At 69.2% G+C, this 19,398-nt stretch carries 19 protein-coding genes and 1 tRNA gene; 11 read left to right on the forward strand and 9 right to left on the reverse strand.

Annotated features, from left to right (window positions below):
- Positions 1 to 207: 207 nt before the first annotated feature.
- Entirely contained in the window at positions 208 to 3,003 is a 2,796-nt protein-coding gene (locus ACWIDW_RS07900; protein WP_454124285.1) for a hypothetical protein, read from the reverse strand.
- Positions 3,003 to 4,820 (reverse strand): HSP90 family protein, encoded by a 1,818-nt coding sequence (locus tag ACWIDW_RS07905; protein WP_454124287.1) that lies wholly within the window; start codon positions 4,818 to 4,820, stop codon positions 3,003 to 3,005. Before ACWIDW_RS07905 ends, ACWIDW_RS07900 begins: the two co-directional genes overlap by 1 nt.
- Before the next feature lie 225 nt (positions 4,821 to 5,045).
- On the opposite strand from ACWIDW_RS07905, the gene ACWIDW_RS07910 reads away from it, so the two are divergent.
- From ACWIDW_RS07910 to rplA, 5 genes are all read left to right on the forward strand, one after another.
- Positions 5,046 to 5,118 (forward strand) — tRNA-Trp (locus ACWIDW_RS07910).
- Between the two features lie 36 nt (positions 5,119 to 5,154).
- Positions 5,155 to 5,424 carry a preprotein translocase subunit SecE gene (secE, locus tag ACWIDW_RS07915; RefSeq protein ID WP_099195394.1) on the forward strand — a complete coding sequence of 90 codons (270 nt, stop codon included), beginning with the start codon at positions 5,155 to 5,157 and terminating at the stop codon, positions 5,422 to 5,424.
- A gap of 57 nt (positions 5,425 to 5,481) precedes the next feature.
- A complete protein-coding gene (nusG, locus tag ACWIDW_RS07920; protein ID WP_454124289.1) occupies positions 5,482 to 6,474 on the forward strand; it encodes a transcription termination/antitermination protein NusG in 993 nt (330 codons plus the stop codon).
- 218 nt (positions 6,475 to 6,692) lie between these two features.
- Positions 6,693 to 7,124, forward strand: a complete 432-nt coding sequence (gene rplK / locus ACWIDW_RS07925; RefSeq protein WP_313356043.1) for a 50S ribosomal protein L11 — start codon at positions 6,693 to 6,695, stop codon at positions 7,122 to 7,124.
- A gap of 11 nt (positions 7,125 to 7,135) precedes the next feature.
- Positions 7,136 to 7,825, forward strand: a complete 690-nt coding sequence (rplA, locus tag ACWIDW_RS07930) for a 50S ribosomal protein L1 (protein ID WP_454124291.1) — start codon at positions 7,136 to 7,138, stop codon at positions 7,823 to 7,825.
- A gap of 82 nt (positions 7,826 to 7,907) precedes the next feature.
- Here rplA and ACWIDW_RS07935 read toward each other — a convergent pair whose 3' ends face one another.
- Positions 7,908 to 8,570 (reverse strand): LysE/ArgO family amino acid transporter, encoded by a 663-nt coding sequence (locus ACWIDW_RS07935; RefSeq protein ID WP_454124293.1) that lies wholly within the window; start codon positions 8,568 to 8,570, stop codon positions 7,908 to 7,910.
- 70 nt (positions 8,571 to 8,640) lie between these two features.
- Between ACWIDW_RS07935 and ACWIDW_RS07940 the strand changes: the two genes are divergently transcribed.
- On the forward strand, positions 8,641 to 9,525 hold the full coding sequence (locus ACWIDW_RS07940) for a LysR family transcriptional regulator ArgP (protein ID WP_454124295.1): 885 nt from the start codon (positions 8,641 to 8,643) through the stop codon (positions 9,523 to 9,525).
- 27 nt (positions 9,526 to 9,552) lie between these two features.
- Here the strand turns inward: ACWIDW_RS07940 and ACWIDW_RS07945 are convergent, their stop codons facing one another.
- The 5 genes from ACWIDW_RS07945 to ACWIDW_RS07965 form a co-directional block, all read right to left on the reverse strand.
- Positions 9,553 to 10,230, reverse strand: a complete 678-nt coding sequence (locus tag ACWIDW_RS07945; protein WP_454124296.1) for a YqaJ viral recombinase family protein — start codon at positions 10,228 to 10,230, stop codon at positions 9,553 to 9,555.
- A 105-nt stretch (positions 10,231 to 10,335) separates the two neighbouring features.
- Entirely contained in the window at positions 10,336 to 10,998 is a 663-nt protein-coding gene (locus ACWIDW_RS07950) for a hypothetical protein (RefSeq protein ID WP_454124297.1), read from the reverse strand.
- Positions 10,999 to 11,002: 4 nt separating this feature from the next.
- The gene (locus tag ACWIDW_RS07955; RefSeq protein WP_454124298.1) at positions 11,003 to 11,617 is read right to left on the reverse strand and encodes a hypothetical protein; all 615 of its coding nucleotides are present in this window, start codon (positions 11,615 to 11,617) and stop codon (positions 11,003 to 11,005) included.
- On the reverse strand, positions 11,614 to 12,741 hold the full coding sequence (locus tag ACWIDW_RS07960; protein ID WP_454124299.1) for a hypothetical protein: 1,128 nt from the start codon (positions 12,739 to 12,741) through the stop codon (positions 11,614 to 11,616). The genes ACWIDW_RS07955 and ACWIDW_RS07960 overlap by 4 nt, the downstream gene beginning before the upstream one ends.
- Positions 12,741 to 13,034 carry a hypothetical protein gene (locus ACWIDW_RS07965; RefSeq protein WP_454124301.1) on the reverse strand — a complete coding sequence of 98 codons (294 nt, stop codon included), beginning with the start codon at positions 13,032 to 13,034 and terminating at the stop codon, positions 12,741 to 12,743. The genes ACWIDW_RS07960 and ACWIDW_RS07965 overlap by 1 nt, the downstream gene beginning before the upstream one ends.
- Before the next feature lie 334 nt (positions 13,035 to 13,368).
- Here ACWIDW_RS07965 and rplJ point away from each other — a divergent pair, with 334 nt between their 5' ends.
- Positions 13,369 to 13,857: a 50S ribosomal protein L10 gene (gene rplJ / locus ACWIDW_RS07970; RefSeq protein WP_313356034.1), complete on the forward strand. Its 489-nt coding sequence runs from the start codon at positions 13,369 to 13,371 to the stop codon at positions 13,855 to 13,857.
- Positions 13,858 to 13,908: 51 nt separating this feature from the next.
- Positions 13,909 to 14,292 (forward strand): 50S ribosomal protein L7/L12, encoded by a 384-nt coding sequence (gene rplL / locus ACWIDW_RS07975; RefSeq protein ID WP_454124303.1) that lies wholly within the window; start codon positions 13,909 to 13,911, stop codon positions 14,290 to 14,292.
- Positions 14,293 to 14,394: 102 nt separating this feature from the next.
- On the opposite strand, the gene ACWIDW_RS07980 is transcribed toward rplL, so the two are convergent.
- Positions 14,395 to 15,402, reverse strand: a complete 1,008-nt coding sequence (locus tag ACWIDW_RS07980) for a LacI family DNA-binding transcriptional regulator (RefSeq protein ID WP_454124305.1) — start codon at positions 15,400 to 15,402, stop codon at positions 14,395 to 14,397.
- A gap of 248 nt (positions 15,403 to 15,650) precedes the next feature.
- On the opposite strand from ACWIDW_RS07980, the gene ACWIDW_RS07985 reads away from it, so the two are divergent.
- The 3 genes from ACWIDW_RS07985 (at position 15,651) to ACWIDW_RS07995 (ending at position 19,385) form a co-directional block, all read left to right on the forward strand.
- On the forward strand, positions 15,651 to 16,985 hold the full coding sequence (locus tag ACWIDW_RS07985; protein WP_454124306.1) for an ABC transporter substrate-binding protein: 1,335 nt from the start codon (positions 15,651 to 15,653) through the stop codon (positions 16,983 to 16,985).
- Between the two features lie 91 nt (positions 16,986 to 17,076).
- Positions 17,077 to 18,417, forward strand: coding sequence for a carbohydrate ABC transporter permease (locus ACWIDW_RS07990; protein ID WP_454124308.1), 1,341 nt, complete (start codon positions 17,077 to 17,079; stop codon positions 18,415 to 18,417).
- On the forward strand, positions 18,417 to 19,385 hold the full coding sequence (locus tag ACWIDW_RS07995; RefSeq protein ID WP_454124309.1) for a carbohydrate ABC transporter permease: 969 nt from the start codon (positions 18,417 to 18,419) through the stop codon (positions 19,383 to 19,385). The genes ACWIDW_RS07990 and ACWIDW_RS07995 overlap by 1 nt, the downstream gene beginning before the upstream one ends.
- The last annotated feature ends 13 nt before the right edge of the window (positions 19,386 to 19,398 follow it).

A 19,398-nucleotide genomic window follows, 5' to 3' on the forward strand; every position in this document is an offset into this window, starting at 1 on the left:
ATGCGGATGGGGATGCGGATGCGGATGCCGGGCATCCGAGCGGCTGGGTGGGCGTGTCGGGCCCGCCTGCCCGCGCCAGCGTAGGCCAATAGGCGGAGGTAGGAGGGAATCCGGGTGTTTCGTCCTGCGCTCGCGTGTTCGCCTACCTCGGATGAGTCGGGATGCGGGATGCCGGATGCCGGATGCCGGATGCCGAGTCGGCGCGACCTACTCGTCGAGCAGAGCGCGCACCTGGGTGGCCTCGCCCGTGCGGCCGAGCCTCTCGAGCACGTCGCCCAGCTCGAGGGCGGCCACCTGGCGCAGCGGCGGGATCTCGGCACCGCGGTCGAGCACGCTGCGGTACAGCGGCACGGCGTCCTCACGGCGGTCGACGCCCGCGAGCGTGCGGGCGGCGAACAGCTCCGAACCGCCGGCTGAGGCGGCATCCCCCACAGCGGCGAAGCGGTCGGCTGCGGTGAGCAGCGCCGCGATCGCCTCGTCGATGCGGTCGAACTCGAGCAGTGCGCGGCCGCGGGAGTCGGTGACGTCGGCGATCAGCCAGTCCGCCTCATGCTCGACCGCAAGGGCGCGCACCTCCTCGAACAGAGCGAACGCTCGCTCGTCGCGCGCACCGCCGTACAGCTGCCCGAGGTTGTGCAGCACCTCGACGATCGCGCCGACCGCGTCGGTGGGGCGCACCAGCTCGCCAGCCTGCTCGAGCAGGTCGCGAGCGTCGGAGTGCTCGCCGAAGCGCGCGAGGATCTTGGCCTGCTCGGTGAGCACGAGCGCCTGCTCGGCGGGCTCCCCGGCCTCGGCGTGCAGCTCGGCCGCGTAGCCGTACGCACCCATCGCCTGGCCGTACTCGTCAGCGGCGGCCAGCGCACGGCCCAGCACGCCGGCCGTCATCGCGCGCGACGCCGCCGACGCGCCGCCGCCCTCCTCGCGCTGCAGCACGTCGCCGAGCAGTTCGGCGGCCTCGGCCGCGAAACCGGCCGCGAGCATCGCCCGCCCGAGCCGGAACTCCGCGCCGGTGACATCGGCGTCACGTCCGCGCATCAGGCGGATGCCCGCACGGTACCGCGGCACGGCCTGATCGGGGTGCCCGGCGTCGTCCCACAGCGCACCAGCGAGCATCTGCACATCGGCCAGTGCGACGGCCGCGCCGAGCGTGGTCAGGATGCCGGCTGCGGCGTCGGCATCGCGGGCGCCCTCTTCGAGCCGACCCGCGCCGCCGTGCAGGCGCGCGCGCATCTCGAGCAGCCGTGCTCGCTGACCCGGGTTCAGGGCGTCGTCGGCGAGCAGCGACTCGAGCAGAGCGTGCGCCTGCTCGATCTCGCCCTGTGGCACGCATGCCATGGCGCGCAGCATCCGGCTCGCGGTCACCAGTCGTTCGTCGCCGGCCTCGGCGAAGCACGCGGCGGCGTGCTCGGTGAGTTCGGCCGCACCGACCGGATCGTCCCCTCGCAACCGCAGCGCCGCCAGGGTCAGCGCGACGTCGCCCCGCGACCAGGCCGGCAGGCGGGTGGCATCCGCCCACTCCTGCTCGAGGGCCGCGTGATCGCCGACGTCGTCTCGCCCGAACAGCGCGAGCCCGCGGCGCGACTCCAGCTCGGCCTGCTCGGGGCATCCGGCTTCCCGCAGCGCGGCACCGCGCAGGGGCAGCAGCGCCTCCGCCGCGTCCCCCTCCGCGAGCGACGCGAGCGCGCCGATGCGAAGACCGAGCAGCCGCGCCCGCTGTTCGGCATCCGCGATCTCGCCGACGCGGTCGGCGGCCGCCAGCGCATCGCGCTCGGAGCCGTACGCAGCCAGCGCGAGCGCGCGCTCGTACCAGCCCTCGGCATCCTGCGGCTCGGGCGCGCGCGTCTCGACCGCGAACGCGTCGGAGCGGATGGGCACGTCCCAGCGCGCGCCGGCCAGCGCGTGCATGCGTGCCCGGCGCTGCGCGTGCCAGTCCGAGCCGTCGCGCGCATCGAACTCGGCGCCGATGCGGTCGGCGGCGGCGCTCGCGGCGGTGGCCAGGGCGGATGCCGTCCACTCGGCGTCGTGCTCTGCGAAGAACGCATCCAGGCCGGGGGCGTCCGCGCCGCGCACGATCGCGTCGCCGTGCCCGACCGCGGTCACGCGGTCGAGGGCGAACGAGACGGCCGACAGCATCGCGAAGTGGCCGTCGACGTTCAGCCGGTCGTGCGCCAGCCAGGGCAGGTGGCGTTCGACCAGCGTGAGCGCCCGAGCCTCGTTGCCCGTGACCGCGGCGAACACGATGTTGTTCGCGATGATCCCGAGGTTGTCGGGGTTGTCCTTCGCGAGCCGGTAGCTGCGCAGATGCGCCGACCGGGCGTCGTCGAGACGATCGGTGCGCAGATACGGCAGCAGCACGCGCGACAGGGCGTGCTCGGGCTCCTCACCGCACGAGAAGCCGCCCTCGATCATCTCCTCCACCAGGCGGATCGCCTGTTCGTCGCGATCGGTGACGGCGAAGAACCCGGCGTTCTGGCTGCGCCCGCAGGCATCGCAGTGGCTGTAGTCGTCGCGGGGCGTCGTCTCGAGCAGACCGCGCAGCCGTTCGGCGTCGTCGATGCGGCCCGATGCCCAGGCGTCTTCGAAGCGGGCCGTGAGGACCCCGCTCATGCCGATCCCGGCGCGCCGGTAGTGCGCCTCCATGTCATCGAGCACGGCTGCGATCTGCTCGCTCGAGAACGCCGGCGACGCGCGCAGCGTCGCGGCCATCCACTTGAACTGCCACATGAGGTCGGCGGCCCCGTTCTCGATGTCGAGCGGGAAGCGCTGCGGGTCGGCGTCGTGGTGCGCGAGGCACCACGCGAACGAGTTCAGCATCACGTCGGTGAGCCCGCCCATGTTCGCCGACGCCGTCTGGCGCATGCGCGCCTGGTACTCGAGCTGCTCGTCGCCGAGCTCCTGGGCGAGGGCGACGGCCTCGGCGGTGAGGGCCTGCTCGTGCGGCCCCCACGGCGTGCTGTCGATCTCGTCGAGCAGCCGGCGGAATCGCGTCGTCGAGTCGGTCATCAGGGCTCCTCGGTGAGACTGCGCGGCAGATCGAGTCCGTCGAACGGGAAATCGTCGCGCACCCCCGCCGACAGCGCGACGAGGTCGGTCAGGGCCGTGGTCAGCAGCGACCGGTCGGCGTCGGTGAGCGGATGGTGGCCGGCGAGCAGCGCCTGGATGTACAGCAGCTGCACGGTGCGTGAGAACACGGCCTCGTCCTCGACTGCGGAGAGGGTGCGCACCACGCGGTTCGACCAGTTCAGGCACAGTCGCGCGCGCAGGTCGTCGTCGGCCGCGCCGCCGACCGTGTCGTCGATCCGCGACAGCACGCCGCCCCACAGTCCGCCGGCGATGCCCGTGGTGCGGTCGCGGTCGATCGCGCGCAGCACGCGAGGATCGGCGACGTAGAGTCCGCTGAGATCGGCGCGGTCGATGGCCCGCACGATCACCGCGCATCCCGAGCCGGCGAGCACGGCGCCCGCGCGCGCCTCCAGCGCGATCGCCGCTTCCCGGTCGTCGAGGGGAGGCGGGTCGAGTCGGTCGAGCTCGCCGGTCACGTCGATCTGCTCGACGGTCACGTCGGGGAACAGCTCCGGCAGGCCGGCGATGAGGTCGGCGTCGTACAGGTAGCCGCCGTTGACGACGATCTCGGATGCCGGGATGATGCCGGCCACCTGACGGAACTCGTCGACGGTGCGGGCGTAGCGGACGTGGCGGTGCTGCTCGACCAGATCGCCGATGCGCGCACTGCCGTGGTTGGTCTCGACCGTCAGCCAGCGGGTGATGAAGCGGGCGAGCTCGTCGTCGTGGCGCACGAGCGACTTCAGGCCCAGCTCGTGCACCGCGACGAACTGGGTGAGCAGGTGCGGTGCGGTGAGTCCGAGCTCGAGCACCCAGCGGCGGATGCCCGCACCCAGCTGCTCGCGGACGTGCTCGAGAGCGGCGTCCTCGACCAGGGATTCGCGGCTCGCGGTGGGGGAGAGGCCCGTCGAGTCGACGACGGCGCGCACGAAGAACGCCCAGTCGGGCAGCACCTCCGCCGAGCGCTCGGCCAGCAGCATCCGGCCGAGGTAGGTGCGCGTCGCCTGGCGCAGGTTGGGCGGGGGCGCGAACGGGAGCACGTACGCGAGGCCGCGGGTGCCGGTGGCCGGCTCCGATATCTCGATGACGTCCATCGGGGTCGCGCCGATGAGGTCGCGGCCGTACGCGAGTGCGGCATCCGCGTCGCCCTCGCCGAGGAACGGAGCGGGGCGGGTGACATCGACGTCGCCGCCGGGCATCCCGATCGTGAGCCGCACGGGCAGGAACTCGCCGAAGTCCTGCGCGAGCCGCCTGACCGCCGCGGGGCGCAGCAGGTCGGCGTGCTCGAACCGCGGGGTCAGGTGCACGCTGGTGCCGATCGGAACCTCGTCATCGAGCTCGACGACCTGGAACGTCCCGTCGGAGCTGCCGGTCCACTCGACTGCCGCGCCGCCCCGCGCGCTGCGCGAGCGGATGACGATGCGATCCGAGACCATGAAGCAGCTCAGCAGCCCGATGCCGAACTGCCCGAGGTAGTCGCTGCGCGGCATGTCGAAGATGTCGCGCTTCGAGCTGCGGCCCACGGTGGCGAGCAGGTCGGCGACCTCGGCCGCCGTCAGGCCGATGCCGTCGTCGCGCAGCACGAACTCGCCGCCGTCGTCGGTGAGCGGAGTGATCCGGATGCCGGTGCCGCCGCCGTCCACCTCGGACCGGGCGGCGATGGCATCCCGGGCGTTCTGCAGCAGTTCGCGCAGGTACACGCGAGGGCCGGAGTAGATGTGCCGGCTCAGCAGATCGACGACGCCCCGAAGATCCACTTGGAACTGCTGCACATCCGCGCCCACTGCGCCCCTCTCGTCACCGGTTCTCGGCCGGTCGCGACCGGCTCATCCAGTCTGCCCGACACTCGCGACTCACGCGGGCGTCGCCGCCGGTTCTGCCCACGGTTGCGGATGCCGTACACTTGAGGGGCAGTTGTCTGCATCCTTCACCGTGCCTCAGGGCCGCGGCGGGGAGGCGGACCCAGAGGCCGACCGGTCTCTAGGGCGGTAGCTCAATTGGCAGAGCAGCGGTCTCCAAAACCGCAGGTTGCAGGTTCGATTCCTGTCCGCCCTGCGCGTCAGCGCATGCTGACTCACGAAAGGTACGTGCATGGACCAGGACGACGTTCGCGGCGACATCGCCGCCTCGGGCACCTACGCCCTGCGCGACAGCAAGCTCGGCTTCTTCGGACGCATCGCCCTGTTCTTCCGTCAGGTCATCAGCGAACTTCGCAAGGTCGTCACGCCGACCCGCAAGGAACTCGCCAAGTTCACCACCGTGGTGTTCGTCTTCGTGCTGATCGTCATGGGTCTGGTCTACGGACTCGACTGGATCTTCGGAACCGGAGCGCATTACGTCTTCGGAGTTCCGCTGAGCTGATGAACCCACGTCGACGGTCCGCACGCCGGACCGTTGCAGCGATTGGAAAGAAGCAAAGTGTCTGAAAAGTATTCCGACGACGCCGACTGGGCGACCGCCGCCGAGCAGTCCAGCGAAGAGGACGAGGCCCAGGAGGGCAACGTGCTCGCCGAGCAGGAGCAGTCGTCCTCAGCCGCCGAGCACAACGCTCTGCACATCGAGGGCGAGACCGGCGTGGAGTACGACGACACCGACGACATCGAAATCGAAGACCCGGAGGCGGACGCGATCGTGAACGACGCTCTGAACCTGGACGAAGCGGCTGAGTCTGAAGCAGCCGCCGAGGTCCTCAACGACGCAGTGGCGGAGGAATCCGCCGAGGCTGAGGCGGCCGCGGCCGACGAGGTCACCCCGTACGACGGCCCCGAGGCCGACGACGCGGTCGAGGAAGACCCGTACGAGGCGTTCCGCATGGACCTGCGCATGCTGCCCGGCAAGTGGTACGTCATCCACTCGTACGCCGGCTTCGAGCGCAAGGTGAAGGCCAACATCGAGCAGCGCAAGTCGACGCTCGAGGTCGAGGACGACATCTATCAGATCGAGGTCCCGATGGAGGACGTCGTCGAGATCAAGAACGGCCAGCGCAAGATGGTCAACCGCGTGCGCATCCCCGGCTACGTGCTGGTGCGCATGGAGCTCAACGAGGACACCTGGTCGGTCGTGCGCCACACGCCCGGTGTGACCGGCTTCGTGGGCAACGCCCACAACCCGACCCCGCTGCGCTTCGAAGAGGCGTTCAACATGCTGAAGTCGCTGGTCGAGGTCAAGGACGTCCCCACCGCGAAGTCCATCGCTGCCAAGGGCGGCGTCGCCGTCGCCCGTCCGATGGCGGCCGAGGTCGACTTCGAGGTCGGCGAGACCATCACTATCAAGGAGGGCTCGTTCGCGGGTCTGCCCGGAACGATCAGCGAGATCAACGCCGCCAGCGGCAAGCTCACGGTTCTCGTCTCGCTGTTCGAGCGCGAGACCCCGGTGGAGCTGTCGTTCGAGCAGGTCACCAAGATGATCTGACACCCCGATGGGTCACTGAGCCCGTCGAAGTGCCCCGTCGGCTGGTCCGGCGGGGCGCTTCGCATGCGGTAGACTGTCGTGGTTTGTGTACTTCTTCGACACGGCTCCCTGAGCCTGTCGAAGGGCACCGCGCCCCGGAGACGCCGGGGAAGCGGGAGAGAGCGCTGGGTCCCTGAGCCAGTCGAAGGGCCACAGCGCAGCTCGATGAAAGGAAAATCATGGCACCCAAGAAGAAGGTGACCGGCCTGATCAAGCTTCAGATCAACGCCGGTGCAGCCAACCCGGCGCCGCCGATCGGCCCCGCGCTCGGTCAGCACGGCGTGAACATCATGGAGTTCTGCAAGGCGTACAACGCCGCGACCGAGTCGCAGCGCGGCAACGTCATCCCGGTGGAGATCACCGTCTACGAGGACCGCAGCTTCACGTTCGTCCTGAAGACCCCGCCGGCAGCCGAGCTGATCAAGAAGGCCGCCGGTGTCGCGAAGGCCTCGGCCACCCCGCACACCGTCAAGGTCGGCAAGATCAGCAAGGACCAGGTCCGTCAGATCGCCGAGCAGAAGCAGGCCGACCTGAACGCGAACGACATCGACGCCGCATCGAAGATCATCGAGGGCACTGCGCGCTCGATGGGCATCACGGTCGAGGGCTGAGGGAGATAACAATGGCTACCAAGTCCAAGGCATACCAGGCGGCTCTCGCGAAGATCGGCGACGACCGCTTCTACACCCCGTCCGAGGCCGTCGCCCTCGCGAAGGAGACCGGCTCGGCGAAGTTCGACTCAACCGTCGAGGTCGCGCTGAAGCTCTCGGTCGACCCCCGCAAGGCCGACCAGATGGTGCGCGGCACCGTCATGCTCCCGCACGGCACCGGCAAGACCGCCCGCGTCATCGTGTTCGCCAACGGCCCGGCCGCTGAGGCCGCCATCGCCGCAGGCGCAGACGAGGTCGGCGGCGCCGAGCTCATCGAGAAGGTCGCTGCCGGCTGGACCGACTTCGACGCAGCCGTCTCGACCCCTGAGCTCATGGGCCAGGTCGGTCGTCTCGGCAAGGTGCTCGGCCCCCGCGGCCTGATGCCGAACCCGAAGACCGGCACCGTGACCCCCAACCCGGCCAAGGCCGTCGAGGAGATCAAGGGCGGAAAGATCGAGTTCCGCGTCGACAAGCACGCCAACGTGCACTTCATCGTCGGCAAGGCCTCGTTCACCGCCGAGCAGCTGAACGAGAACATCGGCGCAGCGCTCGAGGAGATCGTGCGCCTCAAGCCGTCGAGCGCGAAGGGCCGTTACATCCAGAAGGGCGCCGTGTCGACCACGTTCGGCCCCGGCATCCCGCTGGACGTCAACGCCATCTGACGCTGATCGACCGGGCCGCTGAGCCCGTCGATGCACGACCCCCGCCGGTTCGCCGGCGGGGGTCTTCTGCGTGGCCGGGAGCTCAGCCGGTGAAGACGGGCAGCACCAGCAGGACGCCCATGAGCACGAGCAGCGCGGCGATGCCCGTGTCGAGAATCCGCCAGGCGCGCGGCGTGCGCAGCCACCGGCCGAGGTGCCTGGCCCCGAACCCGAGGGCGAAGAACCAGGTGATGCTGCCGAGGATCGCCCCCGCCGCGAAGATCCACCGCTCGTCGCCGTGCGTCGCGGCGATCGAGCCGATCAGCAGCACCGTGTCGAGGTAGACGTTGGGGTTGAGGAACGTGAACGCGAACGTGGCGGCGAGCACCGGCGCGAGGCGGGCACGGGTCGCGGTCGCGGTGCCGCCGTGCCCCGGTGATTCCGATCCGGATGCCGGTGCCGCGTCCGCGACGAGGGTCTCGCCCTCCGCTCGCCACGCGCGCCGCGCGGCGAGGAGCCCGTACGCGACGAGCGAGAGGCCTCCGAGCCAGCGCGCCGCGACGACGAGCCAGGGCTGCTCGGCGATCAGGAAGCCGAGCCCAGCGGTGCCGACCAGCACGAGCGCCGCGTCGGAGGCCGCGCAGATCAGCACCACGGGAAGGACGTGCTCGCGGCGCAGCCCCTGGCGCAGGACGAAGACGTTCTGCGCTCCGACGGCGATGATCAGCGAGTACATGACGCCGAGGCCGGCGAGGAAGGTGAGCACGGATCAACGTTAGAAGCTCGCGCACATCAGTGCGAGCGAAGAGAACTGCAGCCGCATTAGCATGGCTTATGTGCAGATCGACGCCCAGCTGGCCGCCACCGTCGCGATGGTCGTCGATGAGGGGAGCTTCGACGCCGCCGCACGCCGGCTGCACGTGACGCAGTCCGCCGTCAGCCAGCGGATCAAGGCGATCGAGCAGCAGATCGGCCGGGCGGTCGTGGTGCGCTCGCGCCCGGTCCGGGCGACCGAGGCCGGCGAGGCGCTCGTGCGGCTGGCCAGGCAGGTCGCGCTGCTCGAGCACGACACGATCACGGCCTTCGGCCTCGGTGACGCCGCGGCCGACTCCCCGCGGGTGCGCATCCCGCTGGCGGTGAACGCCGACTCGATGGCCACCTGGTTCCTCGCCCCGCTCGCACGCGTCGCGCGGCAGCATCCGATCGATGTCGACCTGCACCGCGATGATCAGGACTACACCGCCCGCATGCTGGAGTCGGGTGAGGTGATGGCGGCCGTCACCAGCGAGGCCCAACCGGTCGGCGGCAGTGCCGTCACGCCCCTCGGTGTGCTCGAGTACCGCGCGATGGCGACGCCCGACTACGTCTCCCGCTGGTTCGCCGACGGCGTCACGTCCGACGCGCTCGCCCGTGCGCCCTTCGTCGACTTCGACCGCCGTGACGCCCTGCAGCAGGGCTGGCTGCGAGCGAGAGGCGTGGATCCGTGGCAGGTGCCGAGGCACTACGTGCCGGCGTCGCACGACTTCTCCGAAGCCGTCCGGCTCGGCCTCGGATGGGGGCTCATCCCCGCGCCGCACATCTCTGTTGATCTCGTCGCGCTGGGCGAGCCGCACGTGCGCGTGCCGCTGTACTGGCAGCAGTGGAACCTGCGCTCACCCCTGCTCGACGCGATCGCCGAAGAGGTGGCGGCAGAGGCCGCCCGGGTGCTGGCCCCGCTCTGAGCGGCGCTGACAGTGGCAGTGCCGCGGTCACTCCGAGAGGGCCAGAGCCCGGAACATGTCGCGCTCGCGAAGCGCCGAGCGGCGGCTCGGTGCAAGCGGCGCGCGGGTCGGCGGCGCCTGACCCGTGGTGCGACGGTAGAGCTCGTCGATCAAGCGCGTCGCGAGGGCGATGAGCTGATCGATCTCCTTCTCGTCGCGGTCGATCCACACGGAGCGCGGCTCGTCGTGGATCGGATTGAAGTCGTCGTGCTCCTCCCATACGAACAGCGTGCGCTCGGCGCCGAGCACGTGCTGCTGCCACCAGACCTGCCGAAGGTAGGTGCGGGGGATGGTGCGCCACGACTTGTTCGTGGTCTTGATCTCGGCGAGCAGCACGCGCCCGTCGCCGTCCACGCAGATGCCGTCCGGCGTCGCCAGGTGGCGCTTCTCGATCTCCGCGTGGAACAGGGCCGACGAGGGCAGGATGCCGTGGGTCGCAGCCACCCACGCCGCGATCTCCGGTTCCCGACGGCGTCCGTGATCGGTGTACGCGTTGCCGCCGAACCGAGGGCCGGCGCCGAGCTTGGCATTCGCAGCGCGCGCGATCGAGGCCTCTCCGGAGAGACCGGCCACGTCGGTGGCGGTGATCCCGCGGGCTCGCGCACGAAGCCAGGCGACCCGGTCGCGAGAATCCGCGAGCATGCGCGCTTGGAGTTCGGGAGTCACCCTATGAGAGTACCCGCGGCGCGGTGGTCCGTCGGCCTCCACACGCCGTGCACGCAGGCCGGCCCGATCGCGAGGAGGACCCGGACGACGGCGGATGGCGACGCGTCAGCGGAATGCGGTGTCGCGCACGGTGCGCCATACTCGGTCGGCCTCGGCGCGGCCGCTGATCAGTCGGATGCTGCCGGAGAACAGCACGACGGACGAGACGAACCCGATGATCGCCCAGAGCCCGTACATCACGAGGTTGGCTGAGGGTGCCGCGACGGTCTCGAAGAACGCGTAGGTCGCGTACGCCCCGAACAGTGCCGCGCACGAGGCGGCGGCGATGCGGACGAAGGCGCCCGGCCGGAACATGAGAAGTCGTGTGTGCAGCCAGCCGGCCCACGACGGCGCGAGCCGGCCGGAGCGGTAAGGGCCCGCCAGCCACGCCGCGAGCGATCGGACGAGCCGACGACCGGAGAGGCCCAGCGCGATCAGCATCCACAGGCTCAGGCCGAGCACGGCGAGAAGAGCGAGGCCGGTGACGGCGGCGAACGCGCTGACCACGGGCGACCTGTCGCCGCTGAAGGCATCGATGATGGCGCTCGAGCCGGACGCGCCGATGACCGAGCCGACGAATGCGAGCAGCCCGAACCCGATGCGGGACCAGCGCAGGTAGTCGGCTCCCAGCACCTCCACGGCGCGCTGGGCCGTGGAGCGCTCTCCCGCAGCCTCTGGCTCGGGGCTCAGATAGGGGCGGGATTCTGCGCGAATGAGGTGGAAGGCCATGGCCCTATTCTGTCGCCTCGGGTTCCGGCGGGGTCTGCCCAGGGGGCAGCAGCAGCGTGGTGTCGAGCGCGTACGCCACCCGGATCAGCAGGTCCTGATGGCGCTGCGGGTCGGAGGTCATCCCGGTCACGAGGGCGATGCCGCGATCGCCGGGGAGTGACAGCTCTCCCACTGCGACGATGCCGTGCGTCGGCGTGCCGACGGTGCCGAAGGCGATCAGCCCGGTGCGCCCGTCGGATGCCGTGAAAGACGTGCTCGAGCCTGCCGCGCCCAGCTTGGCCGCGGCCAGATAGGCGAGCGAGCGGTCGGCGTCGCGCACGACGTCCTTCGCGGCACGCACGACCTGAGTCGACAGGAACCAGACGGCGGGACTGTCGCCCACGTCGAGGTGCATGCCGGCGAAGTCGAACGACGAACCGGAGAACATGGCCACGCCGCGGTGGAACCCGGCGGTGAGAGCGTCACGTGCCTCCTCCGTCAGCCACCCTTCTCCGGATGCGAGGTAGCGCTGCCACCACTGCGCCGGCGTCTGATCGCCGAACGCCCGCAGCTCAATCCAGCCCTGTGGGAGGCGCTGCCACACGACGTCGCGCTCGGCTGCTCGCGCGTCGGCGGTCACCACTTCTCCTCATCCGTGCGCGGTCCTTCGCCGGACGCCAGGTTCCTGCCGCGTTCGACGAGGTTCGACCACGGCCCGCCGATGCTCTCGAGGAAGTCCTTGCCACCCGAGTACATGTCGTTCGCGGTCGTCGCCGCCCAGTAGGTGTTGCCCGCGAGCGCACCGGTGCTGATGGAGAGCGACGCGACCGTCACCACACCGCCGGTCATCGCACCTCCGCCCGCCGTGGCCAGGCCGGGCCCGATCGTGGGGATGTTGATCCGCAGCACGCTCGCGCCGTTCCCGAGCACACCGCTCAGGCCTGAGGCGGCGAATCCCAGCGCGAGCCCGGCGACTCCGATGGCGAAATCGCCCCAGGTGCCGCGCCCGGTCAGAGCCTGGAGGCCGTCGATGACGACGAGGGCCACGGCCATGCCCAGCGCGATCGGCGCGAGTGCCGGGAACACGAACGACAGCAGGCTGATGATCGGCAGCGCGGCACGCAGGATGTCCTCGAGGATCGGGACGACGTACTCCATGAACTTGTCGGCGAGGTCCACCGCATCGTCCCAGGTGTTGGAGAACCAGTTGCCCGCGTACTGGCCGATCTCGTCGCGTGCGGATTCGAGCAGGCGCGCGATCTCTGCCGCGCGCTGCGACACGGACTCCTGCAGGCGGCGCGCTTCTGCGAGGATCGACGCCAGATCGCCTTGGGCCAGCGAGAGCGCACGCTCGGCGTCGCGGACGGCGTCCGGATCGGGCGTGGCGCCGTCGGCGGTGGAGTCGGCGTCCTCGCGGGCACCTTCGCTCCGGTTCACCGCAGCGCGCGCCTCGGCGGCGTCGTCCTCCAGGACTCGCGCCCGGCGCTGGAACTCGGTCAGCTCGCTCACCCAGGTCGACAGCGTCGTGTGGGACGAGCGCAAGGCGCGTCCTGAGTCGACGAGTCGGGGACGGAACTCCTCGGACTGGTTCGCACGGAACGCGTCGGCGGCGAGACCGCTCCACGTCGTCTCATCCGCGCCATCCAGCACAGTGAGCGCATCGTCCACGCCGTCGGCACCGGAGCTGAGGTTGTCGACGAAGCCTTCGAGCAGGGACAGATCCCCGGGGGCGGGGTCGAATCCGAGTGCGGGAAACGCGCTCATCACCGCTTCCCCTCATCCATGTTGGCCGCGACCTCCGCGTCGAAGCTGCGGAACGCCTCGAGAACCGAGTTGAGCCCCCCGTGCGCGTCTTCCGAGAAGCGGGCGAGTTTGTCGAGCCCGCCGCCCCACGCACCGTGCAGCTCGTGCAGTCGCTCGCGCAGCTCGTCCTGCGGCACAGCGCCGCTCGACGCCGACCCGAGTGCGCTCGTGGCTCCGTCGAGCATGGATCGCATGCTCTTGTAGGCGCGGATGCTGGCTTCCATGGCGGTGTAATCCAGGCTGACGTCTGCCACGATGTGTCCTCTCTCTCGGCCCATGCCCCTCGCGGGTACGTGTCGCCTGTTCACGCTAGCGAAGGCGATCGGACCCGTCGATGGGGAGAACTGCCCGCGTGCACCGATTTGGGGGAGAGGTTGCGGATGCCGTACAGTGGGTCGTAACCGAAGACCGCCGGTCATCGTCGTGTGCGAACGCGACGATCGAAGCACTGCTCAGCAGGGGCCCGCGCAGGTGTGCGAAATTCTTCTCGAAGCTCCGTGCGCTTGCGCCGGAGCTTTTCTCATGTCGTGGGGCGGTCGAGGTCGACGCCCCGCATCCGCGTGGCGTCCGTACACGTAAGGAGTGACCATGGCGCAGAAGGATGCAACGGTTGCCGAGCTCACGAAGTCTTTCGAGAACTCGAACGCCGTCCTGCTGACCGAGTACCGCGGTCTGACGGTTGCCCAGCTCAAGGAGCTGCGCACCAACATCCGTCAGGACGCGGAATACGCCGTGGTGAAGAACACGCTGACCAAGATCGCCGCGAACAACGCGGGGATCACGACGCTGGACGACGGCTTCAAGGGCCCGTCGGCCGTCGCGTTCGTGCACGGTGACTTCGTCGCCACTGCCAAGGCTCTTCGTGACTTCGCCAAGGCCAACCCGCTTCTCGTGATCAAGGGCGGCGTCTTCGAGGGCAAGACCCTCGACGCCGACGAGGTCGACAAGTACGCCTCGCTCGAGAGCCGTGAGGTTCTGCTGGCGAAGGCAGCGGGCATGATGAAGGCGACGATGGGCAAGGCTGCCGCCACCATCGACGCGCTTCGCGAAAAGCTGGAGACCGCAGAGGCCGCGTAAGCGTCCGGCGATCTCTTCACCACAACCACACCTTTATCTAGGAGAAACATCATGGCGAAGCTTTCCACTGAGGAGCTGCTGGAGCAGTTCGCAGGCCTCACCCTCGTCGAGCTCAGCGAGTTCGTGAAGGCGTTCGAGGAGAAGTTCGACGTCACCGCGGCCGCCCCGGTCGCCGTCGCCGGCGCTGCCGGTGGCGCTGGCGCTGCTGAGGCCGAGGAGGAGAAGGACTCGTTCGACGTCGTCCTCGAGGCCGCCGGCGACAAGAAGATCCAGGTCATCAAGACCGTCCGCGAGCTCACCTCGCTGGGCCTCGGCGAGGCCAAGGCCGTCGTCGACGGTGCTCCGAAGGCCGTCCTCGAGGGCGCCAACAAGGAGACCGCCGAGAAGGCGAAGGAGGCCCTCGAGGCCGCCGGCGCCACGGTCACCCTCAAGTAATCACGCCTCACCGCGTACAGAAGGCCTCCGGTTCACCCCGGGGGCCTTCTGGCGTATCCGGGGCCTTCTGGCGTATCCGGGGCGCGGGCGCGGGTGCGCCGGCTACGGGCGAGGCACCGCTGTCGACGAGCGGACGACCAGTTCGGACGGCACCGCGAGCTGCTCGGCGGGCGCATCCGGGGCATCCATCCTGCGCAGCAGCAGCTCGACCGCGGCGAGCCCCTGCATCCGCGGCTTCTGACGCACCGTCGTCAGCGCGAACATCTCCGCGTGCGCGTGGTCGTCGATCCCGACCACGCTCAGCTCGGCTGGCACCGACAGGCCGAGGCGTCTGGCGGCGATGATGCCGCCGATCGCCGCCTCGTCGCACACCGCGACGAACGCCGTCGGCCGGTTCTGCCGGTCGCCGAGCATGCGCACGCCCGCCTCGTAGCCGCCGGGCGTGGTGGCGTCGCCGGGCGCGTGCCGGATGGCCGCCTGCAGCGACGCGGCCGTCATGGCCGCCCGGTAGCCGCGCAGTCGCTGCTCGTCGCCGTACGCGTGGGTGGCGGCATCGTCACGGCCGCCGAGGAACGCGATGTCGCGGTGTCCGAGGTCGATCAGGTGCTCGGTCGCGATGCGCGCCGCCGCCTCGTCGTCGATCGAGATGGAGCTGTTCTGCTCGCGATAGGCGCCGACGCTCACCAGAGGTGACCCGACCCGCATCAGACGCGACAGCTCATGCGTGCTGGGCTGGATGCCGACGGCGATGATCCCGTCGAGTCGGCGCCGGGGGAGCACGTCCGAGAAGAGCCGGTCGCGCTCGTCCGATCCCTCCTGTATCCCGTAGAGGATCAGGTCCTGTCCGGCATCCAGCAGTCCCTCCTGGATGCCGGCGAGCAGCTCCGCGAAGAACCACCTGTCCAGCGCGGGCATGATCACGCCGACCGACAGCGAGCGTCCGGTGGCGAGCGTCGTGGCGGAGGAATGCGCGACATAGTGCAGTTCGCGTGCGGCGTCGCGCACCCGCTGCCGGGCCTCGGTCGAGACGTAGCCGCCCCCGCTCAGCGCTCGGCTCGCCGTGGCCTTGGACACGCCGGCTCTCGCGGCGACGTCGGCGATCGTGCTCATGGGTCTCCTCGAGTCGGCTCCGTCAGGCTACCCCGGGACCCGGCGTAGAGGGAACCGGTTCCATGCGCTACGCTGTGGGAGCGCTCCCAGGGTCGTGATCACGTATGCACAACGGTTGTGCAGTTGTCTGCGCGTGGCATTGCCTCGGGGCGCTCGGGACAAGTAGGTTGTCCTGGAATCGGTTCCTCATCGCTGCGGAGACCCTCCGCTCGACGAGGCCCGGCACACCCTGGAAGAGGAGAAAACACATGGCTCTGTCACAGCGATACCGCCTGCTTGCTCCCCTCGCCCTGGTCGGAGCGACGGCGATCGCCCTGACCGGATGCGCGGAGGCCACCCCCGGAGAGGGAGGCGGCGACGGCGACGGCAAGGGCGCGACCGTCCGCATCTCCGGTGGCATCACCGGCACCGAGGCCGACGATCTCAACGAGAGCTTCGCGGCCTTCGAGAAGGACACCGGCATCAAGGTCGAGTACACCGGCGACAAGAGCTTCGAGGGCAACATCGTCACCAAGGTGACCGGTGGCGACGCCCCCGACATCGCCGTCGTGCCCCAGCCGGGTCTGCTCAAGACGCTCGTCGAGACCGGGAAGGTCGTCAAGGCGCCGGATGCCGTGTCGAAGGCCGTCGACGAGAACTGGTCGAAGGACTGGAAGGCGTACGGCACGTTCGACGACACCTTCTACGCGGCTCCCATGCTCGCGAACCTGAAGGGCTACGTCTGGTACTCGCCGGCGAAGTTCAAGGAGTGGGGCGTCGAGGTCCCCAAGACGTGGGACGACATGATCGCCCTCACCGACACCATCAAGGAGAAGTCGGGTCAGGCACCCTGGTGCGCCGGTTTCGCTTCGGGTGACGCCTCCGGCTGGCCGGGCACCGACTGGATCGAGGACCTCGTGCTGCGCCAGTCCGGCCCGGACGTCTACGACAAGTGGGTGGCGGGCGACGTCAAGTTCACCGACCCCGAGATCAAGGACGCCTTCGACGCCGTCGGCTCGATCATCCTCAACCCCGACTACGTGAACGCCGGCTTCGGCGATGTGAAGAGCATCAACTCGACCGCCTTCGCGGACGTCGCGGCCAAGGTCGCAGACGGCAGCTGCGCGCTGACCCACCAGGCGTCGTTCCTCTCGGCGAACTTCCTCGACGTGAAGAACGCCGAGGGCAAGACCCCGGAGGTCGGACCCGACGGTGACGTGTACGCGTTCATCATGCCGGGCTACACCGAGGGCGAGCTGCAGGTCGAGGGTGGCGGCGAGTTCGTCGCCGGCTTCAACGACAAGGCAGCCACGCAGAAGGTGCTCGAGTTCATGGCGTCGCCGGAGTTCGCCGATGCGCGCGTGAAGCTCGGCGGTGTCATCTCCGCGAACAAGAACGCCGACCCGAGCCTGGCCAGCAGCGAGTTCCTGCAGGAGGCCATGGGCATCCTGCAGGACGAGTCCACCGTCTTCCGCTTCGACGCGTCCGACCTGATGCCGTCCACGGTGGGGTCGGGTTCGTTCTGGAAGGGCATGGTCGACTGGGTCGACGGCAAGCCGACCGACCAGGTGCTGAGCGACATCCAGGCAGGTTACGAGAACTAGTCGGGCGCGCTAGTCTGAGCGCGAATCCGCCGGTGTTGGCGGGGTCGGGCAGCGATGCCCGACCCCGCATCCGTACTCAGAAGGAGATCCCATGTCACTGCTGACAGCAGAGGAAAAAGACACGGCGGAACTGCCGAAGACGACGCACGGCGTGGATGCCAAGGGGCGCCGGATCACGCAGATCGTGGTCGTCGCCGGGTTCGTCCTCATCGCCGCGATGCTGTTCCTGCTCATCATCTCGGCGCCGGTCGAAGACCCCGCCCGCATCGCCCTCGGGCCGGCTTCTCTCAACAACTTCTTCCTGTGGCTGGGCGGGTTGCATCCGCTCCTTCAGATCCCCGCCGTGCTGCTCGCCTTCGGGCTCGTCGTCGCGATCGTGCTCGTGCTGATCGAGTTCGCGCCGCGGCCGGGCCGCGGCTACTTCATCATGCGGCTGGTCGCGTGCCTGGTCATCCCGGTGCTCGCCCTGATGCTGCTGCGGCCCTTCTCGAACGCCGTGCTGTACGTCGTCGCGATCGCGCTGCTCTCGGGCGCTCTGCTCTTCTTCGCCGACTACCGCTCGCGCCAGGGTGCCGGCTACCTGTTCCAGCTGGTGCTCTTCATGGCCCCCGCGGCGATCATGCTGCTGCTCGGGCTCATCTATCCGGCGGTCTCCACGTTCGTCAAATCGTTCTTCGACAAGACGGGCGACCAGTTCGTCGGACTCGAGAACTACATCTGGGTGTTCACGAACCCGGTCGGAACCTGGTCGGTGATCAACACCCTGATCTGGGCGCTGCTCGCCCCGACCATCTCGGTCGCCTTCGGTCTCGCGTACGCCGTCTTCATCGACCGCGCACGCGGCGAGAAGGTGCTGAAGGTGCTCGTCTTCATGCCCGTCGCGATCTCGTTCGTCGGTGCGGGCATCATCTGGAAGTTCATGTACGACTACCGCCAGGGCGACCAGATCGGTCTGCTGAACGCCATCGTCACCCTGTTCGGCGGCGACCCGGTGAGCTGGCTGGCGGTCAAGCCGCTGATCAACACCTTCATGCTCCTGATCGTGTTCATCTGGACGCAGACGGGTTTCGCGATGGTGATCCTGTCCGCCGCGATCAAGGCCGTCCCGTCCGAACAGCTGGAGGCCGCTGAGCTCGACGGCACGAACGCGTGGCAGCGGTTCTGGAACGTCACCGTGCCCGGCATCCGCTCGTCGCTGATCGTCGTGCTCACGACGATCACGATCATGTCACTGAAGGTGTACGACATCGTCGCGGTGATGACCGGCGGACGCGACGACACGACCGTCCTCGGCTTCGAGATGGTCAACCAGCAGCAGCGCTTCCAGAGCTACGGGCACTCGTCGGCGCTCGCCGTCGTGCTGTTCATCTTCGTGCTGCCGCTGATCATCTACAACGCCCGTTCGCTCGCCAAGCAGAGGGAGATCCGCTGATGAGCGCCACAGAAGCCGTCGTCCGCGACACCCGCACCAAGCGCCAGGTCGCGCGCGACACCCGCCGGAACGAGGCGATCGCGCACAAGAAGCTCACGTCGAAGGGCGCCACGATCGCCGCGGTGATCATCGCGGTGTTCTGGACCATCCCCACCTTCGGTCTCTTCGTCACATCGTTCCGCCCCGGCGCCGACACGCAGTCGACCGGATGGTGGACCGCCTTCACGAACCCCGAGTTCACCCTCGACAACTACGCCGAGGCGCTCAACGCAGGCGGCACCTCGACCACCCTCGCCACCGCGTTCATCAACTCGCTGGCGATCACGATCCCGGCGACGGTGTTCCCGATCGCGATCGCCGCGCTCGCCGCCTACGCGTTCGCGTGGATCGACTTCAAGGGCCGCAACCTGCTGTTCGTCTTCGTGTTCGCGCTGCAGATCGTGCCGCTGCAGATGGCCCTCGTGCCGCTGCTGAGCCTGTTCTCAGAGGGCCTCACGATCAACGACGTGATGATCTTCCCCGGGTTCACGCTCAACGACGTCGAGTTCAGCTTCGCGCGCGTCTGGATCGCCCACGCGATCTTCGCGCTGCCGCTCGCCACCTTCATGCTGCACAACTTCATCGCCGAGATCCCCGGCGACATCGTCGAGGCCGCGCGGGTCGACGGTGCCGGTCACGGACAGGTGTTCTTCCGCATCATCCTGCCCCTGGCGATGCCCGCCATCGCCTCGTTCGGCATCTTCCAGTTCCTCTGGGTGTGGAACGATCTGCTGGTCGCGACGATCTTCGCCTCGCCCGGCGCGCTGCCGATCACCCAGGCGCTGAACTCGCTGTCGGGCACGTGGGGCAACCGCTGGTTCCTGCAGTCGGCGGGAACGTTCATCTCGATCATCGTGCCGCTGATCGTGTTCTTCGCCCTGCAGCGGTTCTTCGTCCGCGGACTGCTCGCCGGAGCGACGAAGGGCTGACCGCCGGGCGGAC

It is taken from the genome of Microbacterium sp. NPDC055312, assembly GCF_053645675.1.

Bases quoted from the DNA above. Each gene is read 5' to 3' on its own strand.
- ACWIDW_RS07985 (WP_454124306.1), top strand. From the start codon at position 15,651: ATGGCTCTGTCACAGCGATACCGCCTGCTTGCTCCCCTCGCCCTGGTC.
- ACWIDW_RS07900 (WP_454124285.1), bottom strand. From the start codon at position 3,003: ATGACCGACTCGACGACGCGATTCCGCCGGCTGCTCGACGAGATCGAC.
- ACWIDW_RS07950 (WP_454124297.1), bottom strand. From the start codon at position 10,998: ATGGCCTTCCACCTCATTCGCGCAGAATCCCGCCCCTATCTGAGCCCC.
- ACWIDW_RS07995 (WP_454124309.1), top strand. From the start codon at position 18,417: ATGAGCGCCACAGAAGCCGTCGTCCGCGACACCCGCACCAAGCGCCAG.
- ACWIDW_RS07990 (WP_454124308.1), top strand. From the start codon at position 17,077: ATGTCACTGCTGACAGCAGAGGAAAAAGACACGGCGGAACTGCCGAAG.
- rplA (WP_454124291.1), top strand. From the start codon at position 7,136: ATGGCTACCAAGTCCAAGGCATACCAGGCGGCTCTCGCGAAGATCGGC.
- rplJ (WP_313356034.1), top strand. From the start codon at position 13,369: ATGGCGCAGAAGGATGCAACGGTTGCCGAGCTCACGAAGTCTTTCGAG.
- secE (WP_099195394.1), top strand. From the start codon at position 5,155: ATGGACCAGGACGACGTTCGCGGCGACATCGCCGCCTCGGGCACCTAC.
- ACWIDW_RS07960 (WP_454124299.1), bottom strand. From the start codon at position 12,741: ATGAGCGCGTTTCCCGCACTCGGATTCGACCCCGCCCCCGGGGATCTG.
- rplL (WP_454124303.1), top strand. From the start codon at position 13,909: ATGGCGAAGCTTTCCACTGAGGAGCTGCTGGAGCAGTTCGCAGGCCTC.
- rplK (WP_313356043.1), top strand. From the start codon at position 6,693: ATGGCACCCAAGAAGAAGGTGACCGGCCTGATCAAGCTTCAGATCAAC.
- ACWIDW_RS07980 (WP_454124305.1), bottom strand. From the start codon at position 15,402: ATGAGCACGATCGCCGACGTCGCCGCGAGAGCCGGCGTGTCCAAGGCC.